Annotated in this window: 14 protein-coding genes; 5 read left to right on the forward strand and 9 right to left on the reverse strand. The window is 70.2% G+C overall.

Going from position 1 to position 20,036, the window contains the following annotated elements; translation table 11 throughout:
- Positions 1-148 precede the first annotated feature (148 nt).
- Positions 149-1,135 (forward strand): hypothetical protein, encoded by a 987-nt coding sequence (locus ABD912_RS04035; RefSeq protein ID WP_345148655.1) that lies wholly within the window; start codon positions 149-151, stop codon positions 1,133-1,135.
- Positions 1,136-1,182: 47 nt separating this feature from the next.
- Here ABD912_RS04035 and ABD912_RS04040 read toward each other — a convergent pair whose 3' ends face one another.
- Positions 1,183-2,769 (reverse strand): chitinase, encoded by a 1,587-nt coding sequence (locus tag ABD912_RS04040; protein WP_345148656.1) that lies wholly within the window; start codon positions 2,767-2,769, stop codon positions 1,183-1,185.
- Between the two features lie 244 nt (positions 2,770-3,013).
- Here ABD912_RS04040 and ABD912_RS04045 point away from each other — a divergent pair, with 244 nt between their 5' ends.
- From ABD912_RS04045 to ABD912_RS04055, 3 genes are read left to right on the forward strand one after another with little or no spacing between them, the layout of a single operon-like run.
- Positions 3,014-5,371, forward strand: coding sequence for a glycosyltransferase family 2 protein (locus ABD912_RS04045; protein ID WP_345148658.1), 2,358 nt, complete (start codon positions 3,014-3,016; stop codon positions 5,369-5,371).
- Positions 5,361-5,840, forward strand: coding sequence for a hypothetical protein (locus ABD912_RS04050; RefSeq protein ID WP_345148660.1), 480 nt, complete (start codon positions 5,361-5,363; stop codon positions 5,838-5,840). The genes ABD912_RS04045 and ABD912_RS04050 overlap by 11 nt, the downstream gene beginning before the upstream one ends.
- Entirely contained in the window at positions 5,833-7,404 is a 1,572-nt protein-coding gene (locus tag ABD912_RS04055; RefSeq protein WP_345148661.1) for a putative bifunctional diguanylate cyclase/phosphodiesterase, read from the forward strand. Before ABD912_RS04050 ends, ABD912_RS04055 begins: the two co-directional genes overlap by 8 nt.
- A 171-nt stretch (positions 7,405-7,575) precedes the next feature.
- Here ABD912_RS04055 and groL read toward each other — a convergent pair whose 3' ends face one another.
- The 3 genes from groL to ABD912_RS04070 all read right to left on the reverse strand — a co-directional run bounded on the left by groL (position 7,576) and on the right by ABD912_RS04070 (position 10,175).
- Positions 7,576-9,186 (reverse strand): chaperonin GroEL, encoded by a 1,611-nt coding sequence (groL, locus tag ABD912_RS04060; protein WP_345148662.1) that lies wholly within the window; start codon positions 9,184-9,186, stop codon positions 7,576-7,578.
- A 64-nt stretch (positions 9,187-9,250) separates the two neighbouring features.
- Complete coding sequence (groES, locus tag ABD912_RS04065) at positions 9,251-9,547, reverse strand: co-chaperone GroES (protein WP_345148664.1); 297 nt, start codon at positions 9,545-9,547, stop codon at positions 9,251-9,253.
- 175 nt (positions 9,548-9,722) lie between these two features.
- Positions 9,723-10,175 (reverse strand): hypothetical protein, encoded by a 453-nt coding sequence (locus ABD912_RS04070; protein ID WP_345148665.1) that lies wholly within the window; start codon positions 10,173-10,175, stop codon positions 9,723-9,725.
- A gap of 290 nt (positions 10,176-10,465) precedes the next feature.
- On the opposite strand from ABD912_RS04070, the gene ABD912_RS04075 reads away from it, so the two are divergent.
- Positions 10,466-11,707 (forward strand): class I SAM-dependent methyltransferase, encoded by a 1,242-nt coding sequence (locus ABD912_RS04075; protein ID WP_345148666.1) that lies wholly within the window; start codon positions 10,466-10,468, stop codon positions 11,705-11,707.
- Between the two features lie 151 nt (positions 11,708-11,858).
- Here ABD912_RS04075 and ABD912_RS04080 read toward each other — a convergent pair whose 3' ends face one another.
- The 5 genes from ABD912_RS04080 to ABD912_RS04100 form a co-directional block, all read right to left on the reverse strand.
- Complete coding sequence (locus tag ABD912_RS04080; RefSeq protein WP_345148668.1) at positions 11,859-12,020, reverse strand: hypothetical protein; 162 nt, start codon at positions 12,018-12,020, stop codon at positions 11,859-11,861.
- Positions 12,021-12,168: 148 nt separating this feature from the next.
- Positions 12,169-12,966: a hypothetical protein gene (locus tag ABD912_RS04085; protein WP_345148669.1), complete on the reverse strand. Its 798-nt coding sequence runs from the start codon at positions 12,964-12,966 to the stop codon at positions 12,169-12,171.
- The gene (locus ABD912_RS04090; protein WP_345148671.1) at positions 12,966-14,231 is read right to left on the reverse strand and encodes a heparan-alpha-glucosaminide N-acetyltransferase domain-containing protein; all 1,266 of its coding nucleotides are present in this window, start codon (positions 14,229-14,231) and stop codon (positions 12,966-12,968) included. The genes ABD912_RS04085 and ABD912_RS04090 overlap by 1 nt, the downstream gene beginning before the upstream one ends.
- A complete protein-coding gene (locus ABD912_RS04095; protein ID WP_345148672.1) occupies positions 14,228-18,190 on the reverse strand; it encodes a Pls/PosA family non-ribosomal peptide synthetase in 3,963 nt (1,320 codons plus the stop codon). Before ABD912_RS04095 ends, ABD912_RS04090 begins: the two co-directional genes overlap by 4 nt.
- 681 nt (positions 18,191-18,871) lie before the next feature.
- Complete coding sequence (locus tag ABD912_RS04100; RefSeq protein ID WP_345148675.1) at positions 18,872-19,819, reverse strand: hypothetical protein; 948 nt, start codon at positions 19,817-19,819, stop codon at positions 18,872-18,874.
- Positions 19,820-20,036: the final 217 nt, after the last annotated feature.

The raw sequence follows: 20,036 nt of genomic DNA on the forward strand, positions 1-20,036 counted from the left end.
AATGGGAGAAACGCGCAGGTCAAGGACCATTCCTCCCCCAGCAGTATTCCATTGTTGCCCAAGTGAAGGAAGTGACCAAAGGGGAAGTTTCGTACCAATACGCGTTGTCAACCCATGGCGTGGCGCCCCCGTAGGACATACTGGTCCCATGCACCCGCCCCCCGTCCCCGGCGACCTCCGCGGCATCGAAGCGTTCCTTCGGCGTGCCCAGCGCGAGGGCGACCCGGACGCGGTCATCCGTGCCGCCCGGCAGGGGGCGGAGACCGCCCGCGAGGCGAACAACGCCGCGCTCGAGTGGCAGTTCGACCAGGCGCTGGCCGATGCGCTGCACGCCCTGGACAGCTACCCCGAAATGCTTGAGGTGGCGCAGCGGATGACCACCTCGACCGCTTCGGCGGCAGACGGGGCCCTGCGCGCCAAGTCCCTGGTGCTGGAGTCGATCGCGCTGCGGTGCCAAGGACGCTTCGTCCCGGCATCCGACCGCGCCCGGCAGGCGCTGGAGCTTCTGGACTCCGCCTCGAAACAGGCGGAAACACGTGCCCAGGCCTTCCAGTCCCTCATCGCGGCGCTGGTGGAGTCCGGCCGCATCCAGGAGGCATGGGACCAGCAGGCGGATCTGGCGTTGTTGCTGAGCTCGGGGTTTGATGGGCAAACCGCGGGAAAGGGATTCTGGACCCTCGGCAATCTGGCCTTCCTGGTCGGTGAAATCGACCGGGGCCTCGACTACCATGCACGCGCTTCCTCCCTGCTCTCCCCCGCCAACGACATCCAACTCTGGGCGCGTTTCAACAGGGCCTCCGCGGACCTGCAGCTCCAGGCCGGCGTGGCCATCGAGCAGACCCGCGACTGCATCGACCGGGCCGTCTTGGCGCATGAGGTCATGTCGCCCACGGAAATGGACCGGGTGGCGCTCGCCGTCACCCGGGCCCGGTGGGGCCTGGCCGTCAACGACCTCGCCGAGGCCGATGAGGTCCTGGGCACGGAACTGGCGGAGGTCAGCGATCCCGCGGCCGCCTACATGGTCCCCGCCTACCGGGTGTGGGGCGCGGTCCTTGAGGGGCTCGACGATCCCGCGGCCGCCCGGAAATTTGCGGAGGCCGACCGCCTCGAAGCCCTCGCCGACGGCGAGGGCTAGCCCGAAAAGCGCCCCCGCGCCGTTCTGCGGCCCGGAACGCTTTCCCGTCAGGGGGCGGGGGACTCCGTGGCCTCCGTCGATGCAGCCACCAGCTCCTTGACCTGGGCATTCGTCAACAGTGTCCACGGCGTGTTCGCGGCCGACTGGAGCGCCGCTTCCGGACTCTCCTCGGTGTTCCACCACTTCGCCTCCAGCACCCGCCCCTCGTACAGCACGCGGTCGCCCTTGGTGTAGACCCGCTTCGCTGACCATTCCGGGTACAGCCCGTCCGGGGCGAGCACGGGTTCCTCCGGCTTGTCGCCCGGAAGCACCGGCCCCACCAGCGTCCAGGGGGTGGCCTCCGAGGCGGCCACGGGGGCATCGGGCGCATCGCCCTGCGTCCACCATTTCGCTTCGTAGACGTTGCCGCGCCACACGATCCGGTCCGCTTCCACGTAGGCGGCTTCCTCGTTCCAGATCGGGTACGGGCTGGTTTCCGGGTTGTCGACGATCGCCGTGGCCGCCGGGGCTGACTGGATCCCGCCGGACGGTTCGGCCACGTCCTGCAGGCCCATTTTCGCGATGTCGCGCGCCAGTTCGGAGGCGAACTCCCCGGGGGCCTGCGAAACGCCGCTGCAGTTGTTGGAGACCCGCGTCAGGTCCGGGTAGTTGGGACCACAGTCGAAGTCCCGGTTGGCCGACCACATCGAAACGCGGCCCACGCCGACCTCCAGGGCGAAGGCGTTGAGGTCCCTGGCGTCCTGCGGCGTGAAGATCTCCCCGAGGAGATCGTTCTGGCCGATCATCGGGGTCAATCCGATCTTGCGCCACAGCGAACGGTCCCCCCATTCCGTTCCGTGGGAACGGTAGAGGTTCTTCAGCTGCCGGTGGGTGCTGCGGGCTCCTTGGATGGAGGCCTCCGCCATCGACTGGTCCGCGGAGCGCGTTCCACCGAAGTTCATCGTCATCAGGTTCACGCCCGCCAGCTCAACGCCGCCGGCCACGTACCGTTCCACCTCGGCCAGTCCGGCCGCCGTCAGCCCATCGGTGGCCACGGGCAACGTCAGCCACACCTGCAGGGGCTTGCCGGCGGCCGCAAACCGGTCCTGCACCTCGCGCACCGCGGTGACCCGGCGCTCGGAGGCGGCGGCGTTTTCCAGCGCGGCCCCCTCGATGTCCAGGTCCAGCGTGGACGAATCGTAGCGCTCCAGCAGGTTCCCATAGGCGGCAACCAGCCGGGCCGGGTCCTCGCACGCCACCGCGGGTTCGTCGTTGATCAGCCCGCCCGTGGACACCACCACGGATCCGCCCGACTCCTGCACCCGCGCCACCCGGCGGTCCAGGTCGAAGGTTTCGGCAGCGCCGTCCATCGAGTAGTAGCTGCCCCACGAGGGCTGGCAGGGGTCCTTGGGATCGGCCACGGCGAACCCGAGGACCACCCGTTCCCCGGCGGCGACGCTGTCGCCGATCGGATAGAAGGGGGTGGACGTCGCGTCCACGTAGGAGCCGAACCACGCGTGGCTCTGGTCGGCCTGGGCGGCGTCCTGCACCCTGCCCCACGCGGAGAGCGATCCGCCGACGATGAGGGCGGCAATGGCAAGGACAATGGAGAGCCGGACGACGGAAAGCCGCCGTCCCGCAAAACGTGAAGCCATGGTTTCCCCAACCCTCTTCGAGCGGCGTCGGCACCGCGCAGGACAAACGGCCCTCCGGCCGCGGTTTCCAGTACCCCGCGGTCACGGGCCGCCGCGCCGTCACGGATTGTCACCTGCACACTGCGCAGGTCCACAGCATAGTGCAGTACGTTACAATCAAACGAAAATGGGACGGCATGCGTCAAACCGTTGCCCTTCGGATTGTCTAAGGCATCACATTTTGTGTAGCTGGGGAGCACACTCGATGACTCAAAGCAGCACTGCCGCATCGCCGGACCAGGTCGACGGCCCACCCCCACCGCTCCACCCCGGCCTCGAAGCGGCGCCGCGGCGCCGCCAGTGGGGTTCGGAACGCCGCTCCGAGCCGCTCTCGATCGTCCACCCGACCCCGTCGAAGCGGAAACTCGCCTGGGGCCGCGTAGCCATTTCCGCCACCATCGTGTCGTGGGCGCTCTACGTCGTCACCACGGTGCTGCGGCAACTGGCCAACAATCCCGGCGTCGGATTCCGCTTCCAGTTCGAGGCCGTCCTTTACCTGGTGGTGGTCACGTTCCTGACCTTCTCGGCGCTGATGTACCTCACCGCCAGGCAGGCGGCGCTGCACCGTTTCGCCGAGCACAAGCGTGCCCCGCGCGGGGAACTGGACCGCCACTTCCGCGACTACGACAAGGGCATCACCGTCCTGGTGCCCAGCTACGCCGAAGAGACGTCGGTGGTGCGCGGAACCCTGTGGTCGGCAGCCCTCCAGGAATTCCCGGACCTGCGGATCGTGCTGCTGATCGACGACAACCCGTACCCGACCGATCCCGAGGTCGCGGCCAAGCTCGACGCGACGCGCAACCTTGCGGCATCCATCGAGAAGGCCCTGCAGGCCCCGCACCGGCAGGCCCTGGCCGCCCTGAACGCCTTCCGGCAGGCCCGCGGAACGGGTGCCACGGCGCAGGGACTGCTGCCGCACCTGTCCGCCAGCTACCGGCATTCGGCCGAATGGCTCGAGGCGATGGCCGAGGCCGAGCCGGTCAACGACCACGTCGACGAGTTCTTCGTCGACTCGGTGATCATGGGCCTCTCCCGTGAGCTGCGCCTGACCCTGCTGGCCCTCACCGCCGCGGAAGCCCAGCAGACCGGCCCCGATTTGGACCGGCTGGAGGAGCTGCACCTTCGCCTGGTCAGGATCTTCGACGCCAAGCTGACCTACTTCGAACGCAAGCGCTACGCCAGCCTCTCCGCCGAGGCGAACAAGGCGATGAACCTGAACTCCTACATCTCCTCCATGGGCCACCGCTGGCTCCTGGACCAGCGTGGCGACGCCCTGGTCCTGCGGGAACTGGAAGACGGGGAGGAGGCGGACGAGGACCGGGTCCTCGACATCCCGGACAGCGAGTACCTGCTGACCCTTGACGCGGACTCGCTGCTGCTGCGCGACTACTGCCTGCGCCTGGTGTACTTCCTCGAGTCGGAGGAGAACGCACGCATCGCCGTCACCCAAACCCCGTATTCGTCCTTCCGCGGCGCCCCGACCCGCATCGAGCGCGTGGCCGGGGCCACCACCGACATCCAGCACATCCTGCACCAGGGCATGACCGGCTACGGGGCCACCTTCTGGGTCGGCGCCAACGCCATCATCCGCAAGCGGGCGCTGCTGGACATCGAAGAGATCAATACGGTCGGCGGCTACGAGATCCGCACCTACATCCAGGACCGCACCGTCATCGAGGACACCGAGTCCAGCATCGACCTCGGAACGCACGGGTGGCAGCTGGCCAACTACCCCGAGCGCCTCAGCTACAGCGCCACTCCCCCCGACTTCGGTTCCCTGGTGGTGCAGCGCCGGCGCTGGGCCAACGGCGGCCTGCTGATCCTGCCGAAGTTCTGGAAGCAGTTGGGCGAACGCCGCTTCCAGCGCCAGCCCATCCAGCTGCGTGAAGTGCTGCTGCGGGTGAACTACATGGCCTCGATCGCCTGGGCCAGCTTCGGGCTGGTGTTCCTCCTCGCCTACCCCTACGACAGCCGGCTCCTGAGCCCTCTCATCTTCGCCGCGGCCCTGCCCTACTTCCTGTGCATGGGATCGGACCTGCGCGACTGCGGCCACCGCTTCTCCGACATCTTCCGGATCTACGGCTTCAACCTGGTGCTGCTGCCGGTGAACCTGGCCGGCGTCCTGAAGTCCGTCCAGCAGGCGTTCACCGGCGACAAGATCCCTTTCGTCCGCACTCCGAAGGTCCGCGACCGGACCGCCTCGCCCGGCCTCTACGTGGCGGTCCCCTACCTGATCGTGGCCTTCTCCCTGGTCACCCTGTGGCGGGACTTCCTGGACCAGAACTGGGGCAACGCCGCGTTCGCCGCGCTCAACGCCTCCCTGGCCATCTTCGCCATCCGCGCCTACATCGGCATCAAGAATTCGCTGGTGGACATGTGGCTGGGGCTGCTCAACTGGCTGTTCGTCGTCCCCAAGGCCAAGCCCGCCCCGAAGGCGGCGCCGGCCCCGGCAACACCCGAAACCACGGATTGGGCAACTATCCTTTATCAGGGCGACCGGCGGCTGAACCGGGATCTGCGCGGTTCCGATGACCGCAGGAGGAGGATTGGCGTTGGCAGGTAGCACCGGGACCGGCATCCATAGCGGGCGGGTCATCGAACCCGCGGTCCTGCCGGCCGCGGAAGCCGTTGCCCCGCCTGCCCCCGATTCCGGCGAGTCCCCGAACACCGCCGTGTTGCGCCCGCTTTCCGGCGGCATCCTGGAGATCGGGTTTGCGCCGGGCAGCATCCTGACCCCTTCCCTTCTCGAGCAGGTCGCTGCGACGGGCACCGCGACAGTCGCCGCTGCGGCCGAACCCCAGTGGGTACCGATGCATCTGTTGATCGACGTCTCAGCACTTGACGGAGTCGACCCCCGCGCCGCCTGCGTGCTGGGCACGTTCTCCGGAATCGGCAGGATCGCCTTCCTGGGCAGCGGCCCTGCCGACCGCGTCACTGCGCGATTCGTGGCCTCCGGGCTGCCCTCCGGAACCGACTTCCGCTACGTCCAGGACCGGGACGAAGCGCTCCGCTACCTGGAACGCAATGGCTAAATCGGCACTGAGGCTCCAGGCCGGAGACGACCGCCTCGAACGCCTCGTTGCAGCCATCCTTGACATCGCTGACAAGAAGTTCACCACCGGGCTGCAGCCGAGCCCGCGGCGGGACGAGATCGACGCGATCATCGTCGGAGTCAACTCCATGGCCCTGGAGCTGGCCCAGACCTATGCCTCCCTGGACCGCCGGGTTGCCGAGCGCACCGCCCAGCTGGAGGAGGCCCGGGACCAGCTGCAGATCCTCGCCTACTCCGATCCGCTGACGGGACTGGCCAACCGCGGGGCCCTGATGCGCGAGATCGAGCACAGCCTGGACGAACACCGGCGCGGGGAGCCGGCGCCCCTGTTGATGCTGCTTGACCTGGACGCCTTCAAAAGCATCAACGACATGCACGGGCACGCGGCCGGCGACCGGGTGCTGAGCACCGTCGCCGACCGGCTCCGCGAAGGACTGCGCGCGGGCGACGTCATTGCCCGGCTGGGTGGCGACGAATTCGCGGTCCTGCTGCCCGCGGGCTGCCCCTCCCCCAGCGAACTCGGCGACCGGCTGATCGAACTGATCAACAAGGAGATCAAGATCGGCGACGTCGCGGTCTCCCCCGGCGCCAGCCTGGGCATGGCCCACGCCACCCCGGAGCACGACGCGAACCGGCTGCTGCTCGAATCGGACACGGCCATGTACGTGGCCAAGCAGTCCGACCGGCGCAAGGTGCAGGAGTTCGAGGACTTCATGCTCTACGAGCGCCAGGAAAAGGCCACGCTGCTGCGCGACCTGCGGGTGGCCTTGGAGACCACGCAGCTGTTCCCGGTGTACCAGCCGATCGTGGACATCGAGTCGGGCCGCTGGGTCGGGGCCGAGGCCCTGGTCCGGTGGCGCCATCCGGAGCGCGGCATGGTGGTGCCGGACCAGTTCCTGGGCCTGGCGGAGGAAGCGCGCATGCTGCCGCGGCTGACCGCCCGGATCCTGGAGGCCACGCTGGAGGATCTGGCGCGGTGGCGGCACACCGGCCTGGTGGGCGAGGACTTCACGCTGCACGTCAACGTCACCCCCGCCGAGCTGCACATGCTGGACTTCCCGGACTCCATCCGCGCGGCGCTGCGCCGCAACGGGCTGCCGGCGTCCTGCCTGGGCATCGAGGTTACCGAGCACAATCTGATCAGCGGCGACTCCCTGGACCGGTACTCCCTGCTGGCCCTGCAGCGGATGGGCGTCGACACGTCGATCGACGACTTCGGCACCGGCTACTCCTCCATCGGCTACCTGAACAGGCTGCCCGTCACCGGGGTGAAACTGGACCGGTCGCTGATCCTGGGCATCGAGGAGGATCCGCAGCAGCTGGCGCTGCTGGGCGCCACCCTCGGACTGGTCGTGGCCTGCCAGCTGGGCTGCATCGTCGAGGGCGTGGAGACCCCGGAGCAGGCCGAACTGCTGCTCCGCCTGGGCTTCAACCGCGCGCAGGGGTACTTCTACAGCCGCCCGGTTCCGGCCGCCGAGCTGGAGCCGCACTTGCAGGCCCGCACCGCGGAGGGCCCCTGTCCGTCCGCGCCCGAGGCGCCCTAACGGCGCGACGGCGGAGGTCCCCTCACAGCACGACGGCGGGGCCCCGCCCTCCGCAATCCCCTGGTTTCCCACGGGGTGCGGAAGGGCGAGGCCCCGCCGTCGTTGCCTTCCGCGCGGATCACTTGGGATCCGCGCGGCGGCAGCCTAGCGGGCGTGGGAGCCCGCTCGGCGCTAGTGGCTGTGGCCCGCGTGCTCGTCTTCGTCGCTCGGCTTCTCGACCACGAGGGTTTCGGTGGTCAGCACCAGCGCGGCGATGGAGGCCGCGTTGCGCAGGGCGGAGCGGGTGACCTTCACCGGGTCGATGACGCCGGCGGCCAGCAGGTCCTCGTACACGCCGGTCTTGGCGTTGAAGCCCTGGTTAAGCCCGGACTCGGAGACCTTGGAGACCACCACGAAGCCGTCGAAGCCGGCGTTCTGGGCGATCCAGCGCAGCGGCTGGACCAGCGCGCGGCGCACGATGCCCACGCCCGCGACGGCGTCGCCCTCGAGGGCGAGCACGGCCGGGTCGGTGTCCAGCACGGCCAGCGCGTCGACGAGCGCGGTGCCGCCGCCGGCGACGATGCCCTCTTCCAGCGCGGCGCGGGTGGAGGACACCGCGTCCTCGATGCGGTGCTTGCGCTCCTTGAGCTCGACCTCGGTCGCGGCGCCGACCTTGATGACGCCGATGCCGCCGGCGAGCTTGGCCAGGCGCTCCTGCAGCTTCTCGCGGTCCCACTCGGAGTCCGTGCGGGACAGCTCGGCCTTCATCTGGGCGACGCGGTCGGCGAGGTCGGCCTCGGAGCCGGCGCCGTCGACGATCGTGGTGGAGTCCTTGGTGATGGTGACGCGGCGGGCGGTGCCGAGCACCTCGAGGCCCACCTGGTCCAGCTTGAGGCCCAGGTCCGGGGAGACGACCTGCGCGCCGGTAAGGATCGCGAGGTCCTGCAGCATGGCCTTGCGGCGGTCGCCGAAGCCGGGGGCCTTGACGGCCACGGCGTTCAGGGTGCCGCGGATCTTGTTCACGACCAGGGTGGACAGCGCCTCGCCGTCGACGTCCTCGGCGATGATGAACAGCGGCTTGCCGGCCTGCAGCACCTTCTCCAGCACCGGCAGGAACTCCTGCACGGTGGAGATCTTGCCGGAGTTGATCAGGATCAGCGGGTTCTCCAGGACGGCTTCCTGGCGCTCCGGGTCGGTCACGAAGTTCGGGGACAGGTAGCCCTTGTCGAACTGCATGCCCTCGGTGAGGACCAGTTCGGTCTGCGTGGTGGAGGATTCCTCGATGGTGATGACACCCTCGGTGCCGACCTTGCCGAAGGCCTCGGCCAGCAGGTCGCCGATCTCGTCGCTCTGGGCGGAGATCGCGGCCACGTTGGCGACCTGGCCGCCCTCGACGGGACGGGCGTTCTCGGCCAGGCGGGCGGCAACGGCCTCGACGGCCACTTCGATGCCACGCTTGACGTCGCCCGGGGCGGCGCCGGCGGCCACGTTGCGCAGGCCTTCCTTGACCAGGGCCTGGGCCAGCACGGTGGCGGTGGTGGTGCCGTCGCCTGCGACGTCGTTGGTCTTGGTGGCGACTTCCTTGGCCAGCTGGGCGCCGAGGTTCTCGTACGGGTCGTCGAGCTCCACCTCGCGGGCGATCGTCACGCCGTCGTTGGTGATGGTCGGCGCGCCCCACTTCTTGTCCAGGACGACGTTGCGGCCGCGCGGGCCCAGCGTCACCTTGACGGTGTTGGCGAGCTTGTCGACGCCGGCCTCGAGAGCCTTGCGGGCGTCGTCGTTGAAGGCAAGCTGCTTTGCCATGCTTTAACTCCTAGATCATGTGCATGAAGCCCCGGCCGGGGCCGGGGCTTCGCGCGCTGGAAAACTACTTGACGACGATTGCGAGAACGTCGCGGGCGGACAGCACCAGGAACTCCTGGCCGCCCACCTTCACCTCGGTTCCGCCGTACTTGGAGTAGAGCACGGTGTCGCCCTCGGCGACGTCGACCGGGATGCGGTTGCCGTTGTCGTCGACACGCCCCGGGCCCACGGCGACAACGGTCGCCTCCTGGGGCTTTTCCTTGGCGGTGTCGGGGATGACCAGGCCGGAGGCCGTGGTCTGCTCAGCCTCGAGCGGCTGGACAACGATGCGATCCTCGAGGGGCTTGATGGAGACCGGCATGCGGCACTCTCCTTTGCGTGAGTTACCTAGTGGTTTACGGGGCCGTTGGGCGTAGCCAACCGTCGTCGCGGTGCCAGCTGGCAAGTACCTCAGGCTTTGGCACCCGGACGAGCCGAGTGCCAAGAACGACTCTAGGCAAGGGTTAGCACTCGGTCAAGGCGAGTGCCAATTTGCTTCACATCGCGCCACGTCGGCGGCCGCGCAGGATCCCGAAGGCGCCCACGCAGATCGCCGCCAGGGACACGACGACGGCGGCCACGAATCCGCCCAGCGGCACCCCGAGCAGTTCCCGCACGGCCTCGCCCTCGGGCCCGGCCGCAAAGTAGGCGTAGCCGGCCCGGACGGACGTCCCCACCAGGACCAGGTGCAGCACGAAGGATGCGCCGAGCGCCAGCGCGGACACCGCCCCGACGGCCATGCCCCCGTACAGCAGCACCCGGAAGACCGTGCCCGCCGCACCAACCGGCGCGGGTCCTGCCGCCTCGGCCGCGGCATGCGCGTCGACGGCCTCCGGGAATCGGCCCAGGAGACCGTCACCGGCGCCGTTCTCCGCCCCGTTCCCTGCGACCTTGTCCGGCGCCTCGTCCTGCGGATCCATGTGCACGGTCCTGTCCTGTTCATCCACCACGCCACCACCGTACCCCCATGCCCCGACTTGTTGGGGCGGCCCGACCGGCTGGGCCCGAACCACTAGCGTCCAGCCGGCTCCCCGTTCGCGGCCTGCCCCGCACGCTTCGCGCGCGGGGACCCCTGACCGCTCTCTTACCTCGCTCCGCTCGGCGCGGGTCCCTCGCCGCCTAGCGTCCAGCCGGCTCCCCGTTCGCGGCCTGCCCCGCACGCTTCGCGCGCGGGGACCCCTGGCCGCTCTCTTACCTCGCTCCGCTCGGCGCGGGTCCCTCGCCGCCTAGACTTAGCCCCATGGCTCCACCCTCCACCGGCCCCGCCGACCAGCTTGCCCCCGTCCTGACTCCCGAGGGCTGGGCGCTGCTCAACGCTGTGGATCCGGCCGCCGCCCGCACCGAGCAGGGCGCGCTGGACCTGAACCTGGCCCTGCGCAAGGCGGGGCACGCCCCCGAACTGGCCACCGCCGTCGTGCACCAGACCCGGCTGCGCGCCAAGGGCGAGGCCAAGTTCGGCCCGTTCGCCGCGAACATGGTCTTCACCCAGGCCGGGCTGGAGCAGGCGACCCGGCTGAACGTGGCTGCCCTGCACGCGCGGCGTTACTCCGACGCGGGCCTCACCCGCATCGCGGACCTGGGCTGCGGCATCGGCGCCGACGCGATGGCCATGGCGACCCTGGACCTGGAGGTGACCGCCGTCGAGCTGGACGAGGTCACCGCCGCCGCCGCAACCCTGAACCTCATGCCGTGGCCGAACGCGCGGGTCGTGAACGCTGACGCCACCGGCTTCGACCTGGCCGGCTTCGACGCCGTGTGGCTGGATCCGGCGCGGCGCACCACCTCCACCTCCGGCACCTCGCGGATCTTTGATCCGGAGGCGTTCAGTCCCCCGCTGTCCTTCGTGGAGAAACTGGCCGACGCCGGGTGGCCGGTGGGCGTGAAGCTGGGCCCGGGCATCCCGCACGCCTCGGTCCCGGCCGGCTGCGAGGCGCAGTGGGTGTCGGTGGACGGATCGGTCACCGAGGTGGCCCTGTGGTTCGGTCCGCTGGCCCGGCCGGGCGTGCGGCGCGCGGCGCTGGTGATCGGGGCCCACGGCGGCGCGGAACTGACCAGCGCCGAGGAGTACGACGCCGGCGCCGCCTCCCGCGCCGAGCTGGGCGAAATCGGGGGGTACCTGTACGAGCCGGACGGGGCGGTCATCCGCGCGGGACTGGTCGCCGAGGCCGTGGAGCTGGCCGACGGGTACCTGCTGGACCCGCACATCGCCTACTTCTGCGCCCCCGGGCTGGTGCGCACCCCGTTCGCCCGCGCCTACCGGGTGCTGGACGTGATGCCCTACCACGTGAAGAAGCTGCGCGCGTGGGTGAAGCAGCGCGGCATCGGGGTCCTGGAGATCAAGAAGCGCGGGGTGGACGTGACCCCGGACGAGCTGCGCAAGGTGCTGCTGGCCGGGGCGGGCAAGTCCGCGAAGGAGAAAGCCACGCTGGTGCTCACGCGCATCGGGGAGCACCGGGTGGCGGTGGAGGTGGAGCCGTGCTGACTCCCCGTTTCGGCCAAGGTTGCTGCCCCGCCCCCACGTTTGGCCAAAGGCTGTTGTCGGTTCGGGCCCCAAAACCCGACATCTTCCTTCGTCCAAACGTGGATCGAAGGCAGCGTCCTTTGCCGAAGTGTTTGGTTCCAGGCCGGCGGAGCTAGCCGCGCGGACCGTCCTGGGCGGCGGTACGGCGCCAGCGCTCCTTGGCCTCTTCGCTCAGCGATTCCCACGGGAGCGCGTCGGGCATCCAAAGGCCCGGGAGCAGCTTGGCCCGCTCCTCGTAGAGTTCCTTGCCGGGATCCTGCCCGTCGGTCGTCACTGTTGCACCTGTTAACTGCACCTTGGCCCTCGGTCCGTGATGGCCCGCATCTCAGCGGCTGCCTTGGAGCCAGTTTAGGGCAGGTTCCCCTACCCTCCGCCTGCGTAATGGAGGTGGACAGCAAACTCTGGGGCGACGGACAGCTAGTTCACAGCCCGGAAGATGGGGCGCCGGAGGTTGCGGGGGCCGGCACGGCAAAAACGTCCTCCTCCACCCCCATGATGATCCGGTCGCCGGGCACGGCCGTGCGGAGCAGCGCGGTGACGGTGTCCAGGTCGGTGGAGATGCAGCCCACCGTCACCGCGTTGCCGGTGTGGAAGAAGATGGCGAACGAGGCGCCCTGCACCGTGGGCATGTCCGGTTCGCGGTTCCAGTTGATGACGGCCGCCTGCTCGTAGTGGCCCTGGCGCATGTAGCGCCAGAGGTTCTCGTCCGCCGCGCCCCCGCGGCCCTCGAAGTACCGGTTATAGGTCGGCCCGTGCTCCCCGCCCCACCGGGACCGCCGGTTGATGGTGTGGTACTCCAGCGCCGTCCCGGGATCGGTGCGGCCCAGGGCCTCCGTGAAGGTGAACGATCCCACCGGGGAGTAGCCGGTGTCCTCCCACATTTTCCCGGCCGGGGCGAACCCGGAGGCCCCGGCGAATCCGGTGGCCTGCCATTCCTGGACGTACCCACGGGCGGTCCGGGCGCATCCGGTGATCAGGACCCGGGATTCGCCATAGGAGGCAGCCGTCGCAAAGGTGACCCGGCCGGCGTCGTGCGCGGGATAGGCCACCTCCCCCGCATTCAGCCGGGCGCAGGGACCCGTCACCGGCGGGCCGGCCTGCCCGGCGGCGCCCATTCGGGGCGGCCAGAGCGCGTCCGCCAGCAACAGCGCGACAACCAGCATCAGGGCCGCCGTCCCCACGCCGGCGCTCCACCACCCCGTCCGGAACCGATGCCCCATCAGTCCTCCCTCGCTCCCGCATCACTCCTCTGTCCGGTATCGCTCTTTGGCCCGGGGTCGCTCGTCCGCCCGGCGCCGCCCGTAGGCCCGGTGCCGCCGGCCGGGACGATCCTGGCTCCCGCGCGCTTGGCGGCGAGGGAGACGAGCCTCTCGAGCGGGCCCGGCCGGCCTTCGGTGGCGTTGCGCCAAATGAAGGCGAACAGCAGCGCGGCCGCCACGTGCACGGCCAGGGCGGCCCACGGATGCCGCAGCAGCAGGCCGGTGGACAGGAGCACCAGATGGCCGGTGTAGAGCGTCAGCGTCATGCCCCCCACTACCCGCAGCGGCGTCAGGGCCCCGCCCCAGGTGCGGGAGAGGAAGAGCAGTCCGCCGAGGGCCGCCATGGCCGAGCCGGTGGTGGTGATGATCTCCAGCGGGGTCGACGAGTACGGGGCCATGACCGCCAGCCACCAGTTGGTGCTGGTCGAGAGGCCAAAGTCCGGGCCGTAGACCAGCAGGTCCTCCAGGTCCGCTGCCTCCAACCCCGGCGTGGCGGCCAGGATCCGCTCCCGCCCGCCCAGCGGGCCCATCAGCAGAAGCGAGACCAGCCAGCCGGCCACCGACAGCAGGACGCCCCCGACCACGAGCCGCAAGTGAACGGCCTTCGACCTCAGGTCCAGGCGTCCGATGGCCAGCCCGGCGCAGATGTAGGCCATCCACGGAACGGCGGGGTAGCTGCCGCTGAACAGCAGGACGCCGGCGACGTCGCCCGGGTGGGTGATCAGGTCCGTCAGCGTCGGGTCGTAGCCGTCCAGGTCCCCGAGCCCGTCGCGGACATCCTGCATCAGGACCGGCCCCAGGACGGCAAAGCCCAGCGCGGCAAAGGCCAGCACGCGCGGGCCCAGGCCGAGGAACGGCACCGCCAGCAGGAACATCGCCCCGTAGTAGGCAAGGATGATCGCGGCCGGCGGGTTCAGGTACCCCACCAGCAGCCCGATGGCGCAGATGGCCAGCGCCCTCACGGCCAGCGAGACCCGGGCCCCGGCCAAGGCCCGACCGGACAGCAGCCGGGTGCCGCCCGAGGAGAAGGTGAGCGAGACCCCCGCCAGCAGGGCGAACAGCGCGGCCGACCGGCCGGCGAACAGCGTCCACACCGGGCTTGTCCCGGCCTCCTCGGTCCAGGCCGGGATGATGTGGATGGCCATCATCCCCAGCAGCGCCACGCCCCGTGCCACGTCCACCCCGCCGAGGCGTTGGGCTGCGGGCAGGCCCGCCCGGCGGTTCACCGTGCCCCCGTCCGCGACGCGGTGGCCGGGGCCGGACCCTGGCCGCCGGAGTCGTCCTCCGCACGCACCCAGTTGCGGATCGGGTTGCCCGTCCAGCTGCCTCCGGCCGGCACGGCCTCGGCGCGCATGACCAGCGAGCTGGCGCCCACGGTGGCCTGCTCGCCCAGCGTGCTGCCCGGCAGGACGATGCTGTTGGGGCCCAGCGTGGAGCCGGCCTCCAGCACCACCGTGTCCATGCGCATGATGCGGTCGTGGAACAGGTGGGTCTGCAGCACCGTGCCCCGGTTGACGCTGGCGCCGTCCCCCAGCCGGATCAGGTCGAACTCCGGCAGCCACCAGGTTTCGCACCAGACCCCGCGGCCGATCTTGCTTCCCATCAGCCGCAGCCAGAGGTTCAGCAGCGGGGTGCCCAGGATCATCCTGACCAGCCCGGCCACCGCCAGCGATTCGGCGAAGACGTCGGCCAGTTCGTTGCGCCAGATGAAGGAGGTCCACAGGGGATGCTCGGACGGTTTGAACCGGCCCACCAGCGCCCATTTGGCCGCCAGTGCCGTCAGGCAGCCGGCGAGGCCGCTGGCCAGCAGGACCGGCCCGGACCAGGCCACCATGGCCGCCAGCCCGGCCTCGGCTTGGATGGTGAAGAGCACGAAGACCGTGGCCAGCGCCAGCCAGGCGGTGATGATGGCCGGCAGGATCCGGCAGATTTCGACGGCGGCGCGCGCCACCAGCAGGCGCCGCGGCGGGTCGTAGGTCCGCGAGGTTTCGCCGTCATCGACCGGCCGGGGAAGCTCCACGGCGGGGCGGCCGAACCAGGACGAGTCCGCCGGCATGTCCTGCGGTGCGGAGGACAGGACGGCGATCAGCGAATTCTGCGGGACCTGCCGGTCCGGCCCCACGATGGCCGAGTTCCCGACGAAGGACCGGGTTCCCACCCCCGCGTGCCCCAGATGCAGCCAGCCGCCGCGGGTCCGGGGGGTGGAGATCATCGAGTGGTCGGCCAGGAAGGAGCGGTCCTCCACGGTGGTCAGGTGCGGCAGCGTCTCCACGGTGGAAATCTCCACGTTCCGGCCCACCTTGGCCCCGAGCAGCCGCATCCAGGCCGGGGTGGCCAGGCTGGCGTAGAGCGGGTAGATGGAGATCAGGGACTTGGCCAACAGGACGTTGGTCAGCCACGCCGCCCAGGCCGCGGTTCCGTGCAGCGGGTGGAAGCCTGGCGTGAGCAGCGGCCTGAGGCCGCGCACCAGCGCCACCGTCAGGCACAGGTAGATGCCCAGCGTCGCCACGACGAACACCGGGCTCCACAGCGCCAGGGTCCACAGCGCGGTCTCGAGCCGGCCGACGCCGGCCACGACGTGGACCATCAGCAGGCCGCCGGGGACCACGCTGACGAGCGGCAGCAGGGCCAGCAGCATCAGGGACAGCGGGTAGAGGAACCCCACCCGGCGCTGGCGCCGGTGCTTGCGGCACTCCGGGGGCCAGTCCTCGCCGGCGGTCCCGACGCGCTCCATCGCCGATCCCGCCCACAGTTCGCCCTGCGGGACGGTGCCGTCGACGCAGGTTCCCGGGGCCACTTCGGCGCCGGCCTCGACGCAGGCGCCGCCCATCAGGGTGGAGCGGGTGCCCACGCGGGCATCGGCCCCGACCCGCACCCGGCCGATGTGCAGCTGGTCGCCGTCGAGCCAGTGCCCGGCCAGGTCGGCCTCGTACTCGATGGCCGCCCCGTCGCCGAAGGAGGCCAGACCGGTGACCGGCGGCATGGTGTCCAGGTGGACGCCGCGGCCCACCGTGCAGCCCAGCGCCTTGGCGTACCAGGGGGCCAGCGGGGTGCCCATGGCCGGTTCCAGCTTGCAGAAGGTGACGATCCGCTCCACCGCCCACAGGCGCAGGTGCACCCAGCCGCCCCGGGGATAGGTGCCGGGCCGGACCCCCGCCAGCAGGATCCGCGCGGATCCGACGGCGAACAGGAACCGGAAGGGCATGCTGTACAGCACCACCCAGGCCGCCAGCGTCGGCAGCAGCGGGGGGTTGGGCATCCAGGGGGCGTCCGTCACCCGGAACAGCACCGCGCACACGACCGCCAGGCCCGCCACGTAGCGCAGTCCGACCACGCCGTAGAGGCCCAGCACCACCGGGGCCTGGACCAGGCCGGTCCACCAGGGGGTGGGACGGATGGACCGCCCCGACGCGGTGACGGCGCCCAGCCGGCCCAGCATCCCGGCCATGCCGCCGAGCGTGGGGTGGGCGTAGATGTCAGCGATGGAGACGTCCGGGTAGCGGGTCCGCAGCGCGGACACCAGTTGGGCCGCGGCCGTGCTGGCGCCGCCGACGGTGAAGAAGTCGGTGTCTTCGGTCAGCGGCACCGGTCCCAGCAGGTCCGTCCAGTGCCCGGCCAGCCAGGCGGCCTCGCCATTGAGCTGTTCGCCGCCCTCCGCCGCGCCGGGGCTTCCCGGAAGCGGCCAGGGCAGGGCCTTGCGGTCCACCTTCCCGGAGGTCTTGGTGGGAAGCTCCTCGATGATCCCCAGCGCCGGGACCAGCTGCGCGGGCAGCTGCTCGGCCAGCCGTGCGCGGGCCGCGTCCAGGTCGATGCTCCGGCCGGCCTCCGGCACCAGGTAGCCGGCGAGGACCTTGTTGCCGCTGGGCGTGGACTGCACGGCGGCGGCCGCGGTGGCCACCCCGGGCAGCGCGGAAAGGGCCTTGTCGATCTCCCCCAGCTCCACACGCCGGCCGGCGAGCTTGACCTGTTCGTCGGCCCGGCCCACGAACACCAGTCCCAGCGGGTCGGCCAGCACCAGGTCCCCGCTGCGGTAGGCGCGTTTCCAGCCGAGGGTCGGCATCGGCGCATACTTCTCGGCGTCCTTCTCCGGGTCCAGGTAGCGGCCCAGCCCGACCCCGCCGATGATGAGTTCACCCTCCTCGCCCCAGGCGACCGGGCGGCCGTCGGGATCCACCACCGCGAGGTCCCATCCCTGCAGCGGCAGGCCGATCCGGGCCGGCGGGGTTCCGTCCAGCCGCGCCCCGCACGCGATCACGGTGGCTTCGGTGGGTCCGTAGGTGTTCCACACCTCGCGGGTGGGGCCGGCGAGCCGTGCGACGAGCTCGTTGGGGCAGGCCTCCCCGCCGAAGATCAGCAGCCGGACGTGCTCCAGCGCCTCCGCCGGCCACAGGGCGGCCAGCGTCGGGACGGTGGACACCACGGTGATGTGCCGCCCGGCAAGCCACGGCCCCAGGTCCGCGCCGGAGCGCACCACCGCCCGGGGGGCGGGGACCAGGCAGGCGCCGTTGCGCCAGGCCAGCCACATCTCCTCGCAGGAGGCGTCGAAGGCCACCGACAGGCCCGCGAGGACCCGGTCCCCCGGGCCCAGCGGCCGGTCGGTGCAGAACATCCCCGCTTCCGCGTCGGCCCAGGCGGCCGCCGAACGGTGGGTGATGGCCACGCCCTTGGGCTTCCCGGTGGAGCCGGAGGTGAAGATGATCCAGGCGTCGTCGTCCAGCGACGGCTGCGGGATCTGTCCGGTCGGCGGGACGCCGGGGACCATTACGATGTCGAGCCCGGCACCGATCACGGCGCAGACGCCGGCCTCCTCCCACACGGTCCGCGCCCGTTCGTCGGGCTCGTCCGCATCCACGGGGACGTAGGCCGCCCCGGAGGCCAGCACGCCCAGGATCGCGATGTACAGGTCAGCGGAGCCGGACGGCACCCTGACACCCACCCGGTCCCCCGCCCCGACGTCGGAGCTCCACAGGCGGCGGGCCACGCCCTCCATGCGCACCTTGAGCTCCCGGTAGGTCATCGGGCCGGTTCCGTCATCCAGGGCGGCGGCCGCGGGATGGGTGTCGATGGTGTGGTTGATGATGTCCAGCAGCGTCCGTTCGGCCGGCGCGGGCAGGGTGGGGAAGAGTGCCGCCTCCGGACCGAACCGTGGCGTGGCCGCTCTCCCCTCCTCCCCCGGGGACTGCACTGCCGGTGCCGCCGTTGCCTGTACTGCCGTTGCCTGAGCTGCCGTTGCCTGTGCGGTGATTGCTTGTGCCGCCGTCGCTTGCGCGGCTGTCACCTGTGTTGCCGCCCTTACCTGCGGCGCGTCCGATTTACCTATCCCGAAACTACGGTCGTAGTTCAAGTGAAGCTCCCCCCAGATACTTCAAGCAGATTCAGATATTCAGATGTCTCGCACAGCTGCTCCGGGGATTCCGGCCGCGATGTCCTCCGGACCCTGCCCAAGGGGCAGCGCCCAGGGACCAGGCCCCTCGTTCAAGGGCCCTGGTGCGGTGGATCGGATGGTGGTGCGAGTGATGACAGCGCGCCTTCCGTGGCGCGTGGGGGCCTTCCCCTGCTCCCACCGCGCTGTTCCCATCCGCTCATGCGGAGACCGCTGCCCGGGCAAGGCGGTGGCCCGCCGGACGTAGGTTTCCGATTCATGATTCCCCGAATGCAGCTATGTTTCGACTGTATAAACAGGAATCGGCCCCCCGCATGAGTAAGGACTACTCAGATCAGGCCGCAAATTACTTGGATGCCGCCCCCCGCGTTTCGACAAAGGAAGATGTTGTTTTTGGGGCGAAAATCTGCATCCACCCTCGGCCAAAGGAGCGCCAAGGGCATCGTCCTTTGCCGAAAAGCAGCGCGGGGGCTACGCGGAGCCTCAGGCCACGGCCGCAAGAAGCAGTTCGCGCCGCAGCCGCGCCAGGAACTTGGCCCGTCCCTCCCGGCTGAAGACCGTTCGGGTGACCTTGATGACCGTCCATCCGCGCTCACGCAGCATGGCGTCGCGGTTGATGTCGCTCTCATACTGGTTGCGGTCGAGCCGGTGGTGGTCGCCGTCGTACTGGATGGCGATGCGCGCACGCCGGATCACGAGGTCCGGCATGACGGACCAGCCATCGGGGAAGTGGAGCCTCACGTTTACCTCAAGGTCGTGGATCCCTTCCTCGACAAGCATGCTCCGCAGCCGGGATTCGGGCGCCGAATATACTCCGGGCCGAAGCAGCGGGAGGACCTCCCGAGCGAGGCGGACACCCGGCACGGACTTGCGGCGCGAGAGGACCTCCGCGATCTCCTCCACGTTGGACAGCGGGTGGACCCCGAGGACGCCGTCGGGCCGCGGCGGCCCCTCCGGGGTCTGCAGCAGCGAGTCCCCCGCCGCCACCAGGTCCTCCAGGCGCATCCCCGTTCCGGCCAGGTCTGCCCACGTCCAGGCCGGCGAGGTCAGCGCCAAGCCGCCGGCGGTCCGGACGTCGCGTTCCAGCAGCGGCGCCACGTGCCCGACGACGTCCGGCCTGCGCGAGTGCCCGCCGGCGCCCTTGATGCGGGTGAGGTGGATGGGGAAGAGCACACTGATAGAGGCCGGGAGCCAGATTCCCCACGCGAGGGCGGAGCTGATGTGGCTGAGGAAGGTGCCCGGATCCAGTCGGGTGTAGGCGCCAAAAAGTTCGAGCACGCCCACGTCCTCCCCGGCGAGCCTCCGGAGGCCCCGCGTGGGGGCGTCGAAAGCGGCCGAACGCATGGCGCCCGGGGAGAGCCCCTGCTCAATCGCGTCCCGATAGGTGAAGATGCTGGGGGTTTCCGCACGCCTGTTCGGTTGCTTGTCCATGGATGCCATGGTGCCCGGAACCGAGACTGCCCGCAGAAGTTATCCACAGGCCAGGGTTCCAGGCGGGGGAGCCGCCATTTAGACCAAGCTTCCTGCCCTCGCACCCCGTTTGACCAAGGGTTGTTGTGGGGTTGAGGGCCAAAACCCAGCGACAAGCTTTGGCGAAACGGAGTGGGAGGGCAGGAGGCCTTGGCGAAACGCACGGCAGGGACAACAA

The organism is Arthrobacter ginkgonis (assembly GCF_039540195.1).
Classification (GTDB): Bacteria; Actinomycetota; Actinomycetes; order Actinomycetales; family Micrococcaceae; genus Zafaria; species Zafaria ginkgonis.

Bases quoted from the DNA above. Each gene is read 5' to 3' on its own strand.
- ABD912_RS04035 (WP_345148655.1), top strand. From the start codon at position 149: ATGCACCCGCCCCCCGTCCCCGGCGACCTCCGCGGCATCGAAGCGTTC.
- ABD912_RS04040 (WP_345148656.1), bottom strand. From the start codon at position 2,769: ATGGCTTCACGTTTTGCGGGACGGCGGCTTTCCGTCGTCCGGCTCTCC.
- ABD912_RS04045 (WP_345148658.1), top strand. From the start codon at position 3,014: ATGACTCAAAGCAGCACTGCCGCATCGCCGGACCAGGTCGACGGCCCA.
- ABD912_RS04055 (WP_345148661.1), top strand. From the start codon at position 5,833: ATGGCTAAATCGGCACTGAGGCTCCAGGCCGGAGACGACCGCCTCGAA.
- groL (WP_345148662.1), bottom strand. From the start codon at position 9,186: ATGGCAAAGCAGCTTGCCTTCAACGACGACGCCCGCAAGGCTCTCGAG.
- groES (WP_345148664.1), bottom strand. From the start codon at position 9,547: ATGCCGGTCTCCATCAAGCCCCTCGAGGATCGCATCGTTGTCCAGCCG.
- ABD912_RS04075 (WP_345148666.1), top strand. From the start codon at position 10,466: ATGGCTCCACCCTCCACCGGCCCCGCCGACCAGCTTGCCCCCGTCCTG.
- ABD912_RS04085 (WP_345148669.1), bottom strand. From the start codon at position 12,966: ATGGGGCATCGGTTCCGGACGGGGTGGTGGAGCGCCGGCGTGGGGACG.
- ABD912_RS04100 (WP_345148675.1), bottom strand. From the start codon at position 19,819: ATGGACAAGCAACCGAACAGGCGTGCGGAAACCCCCAGCATCTTCACC.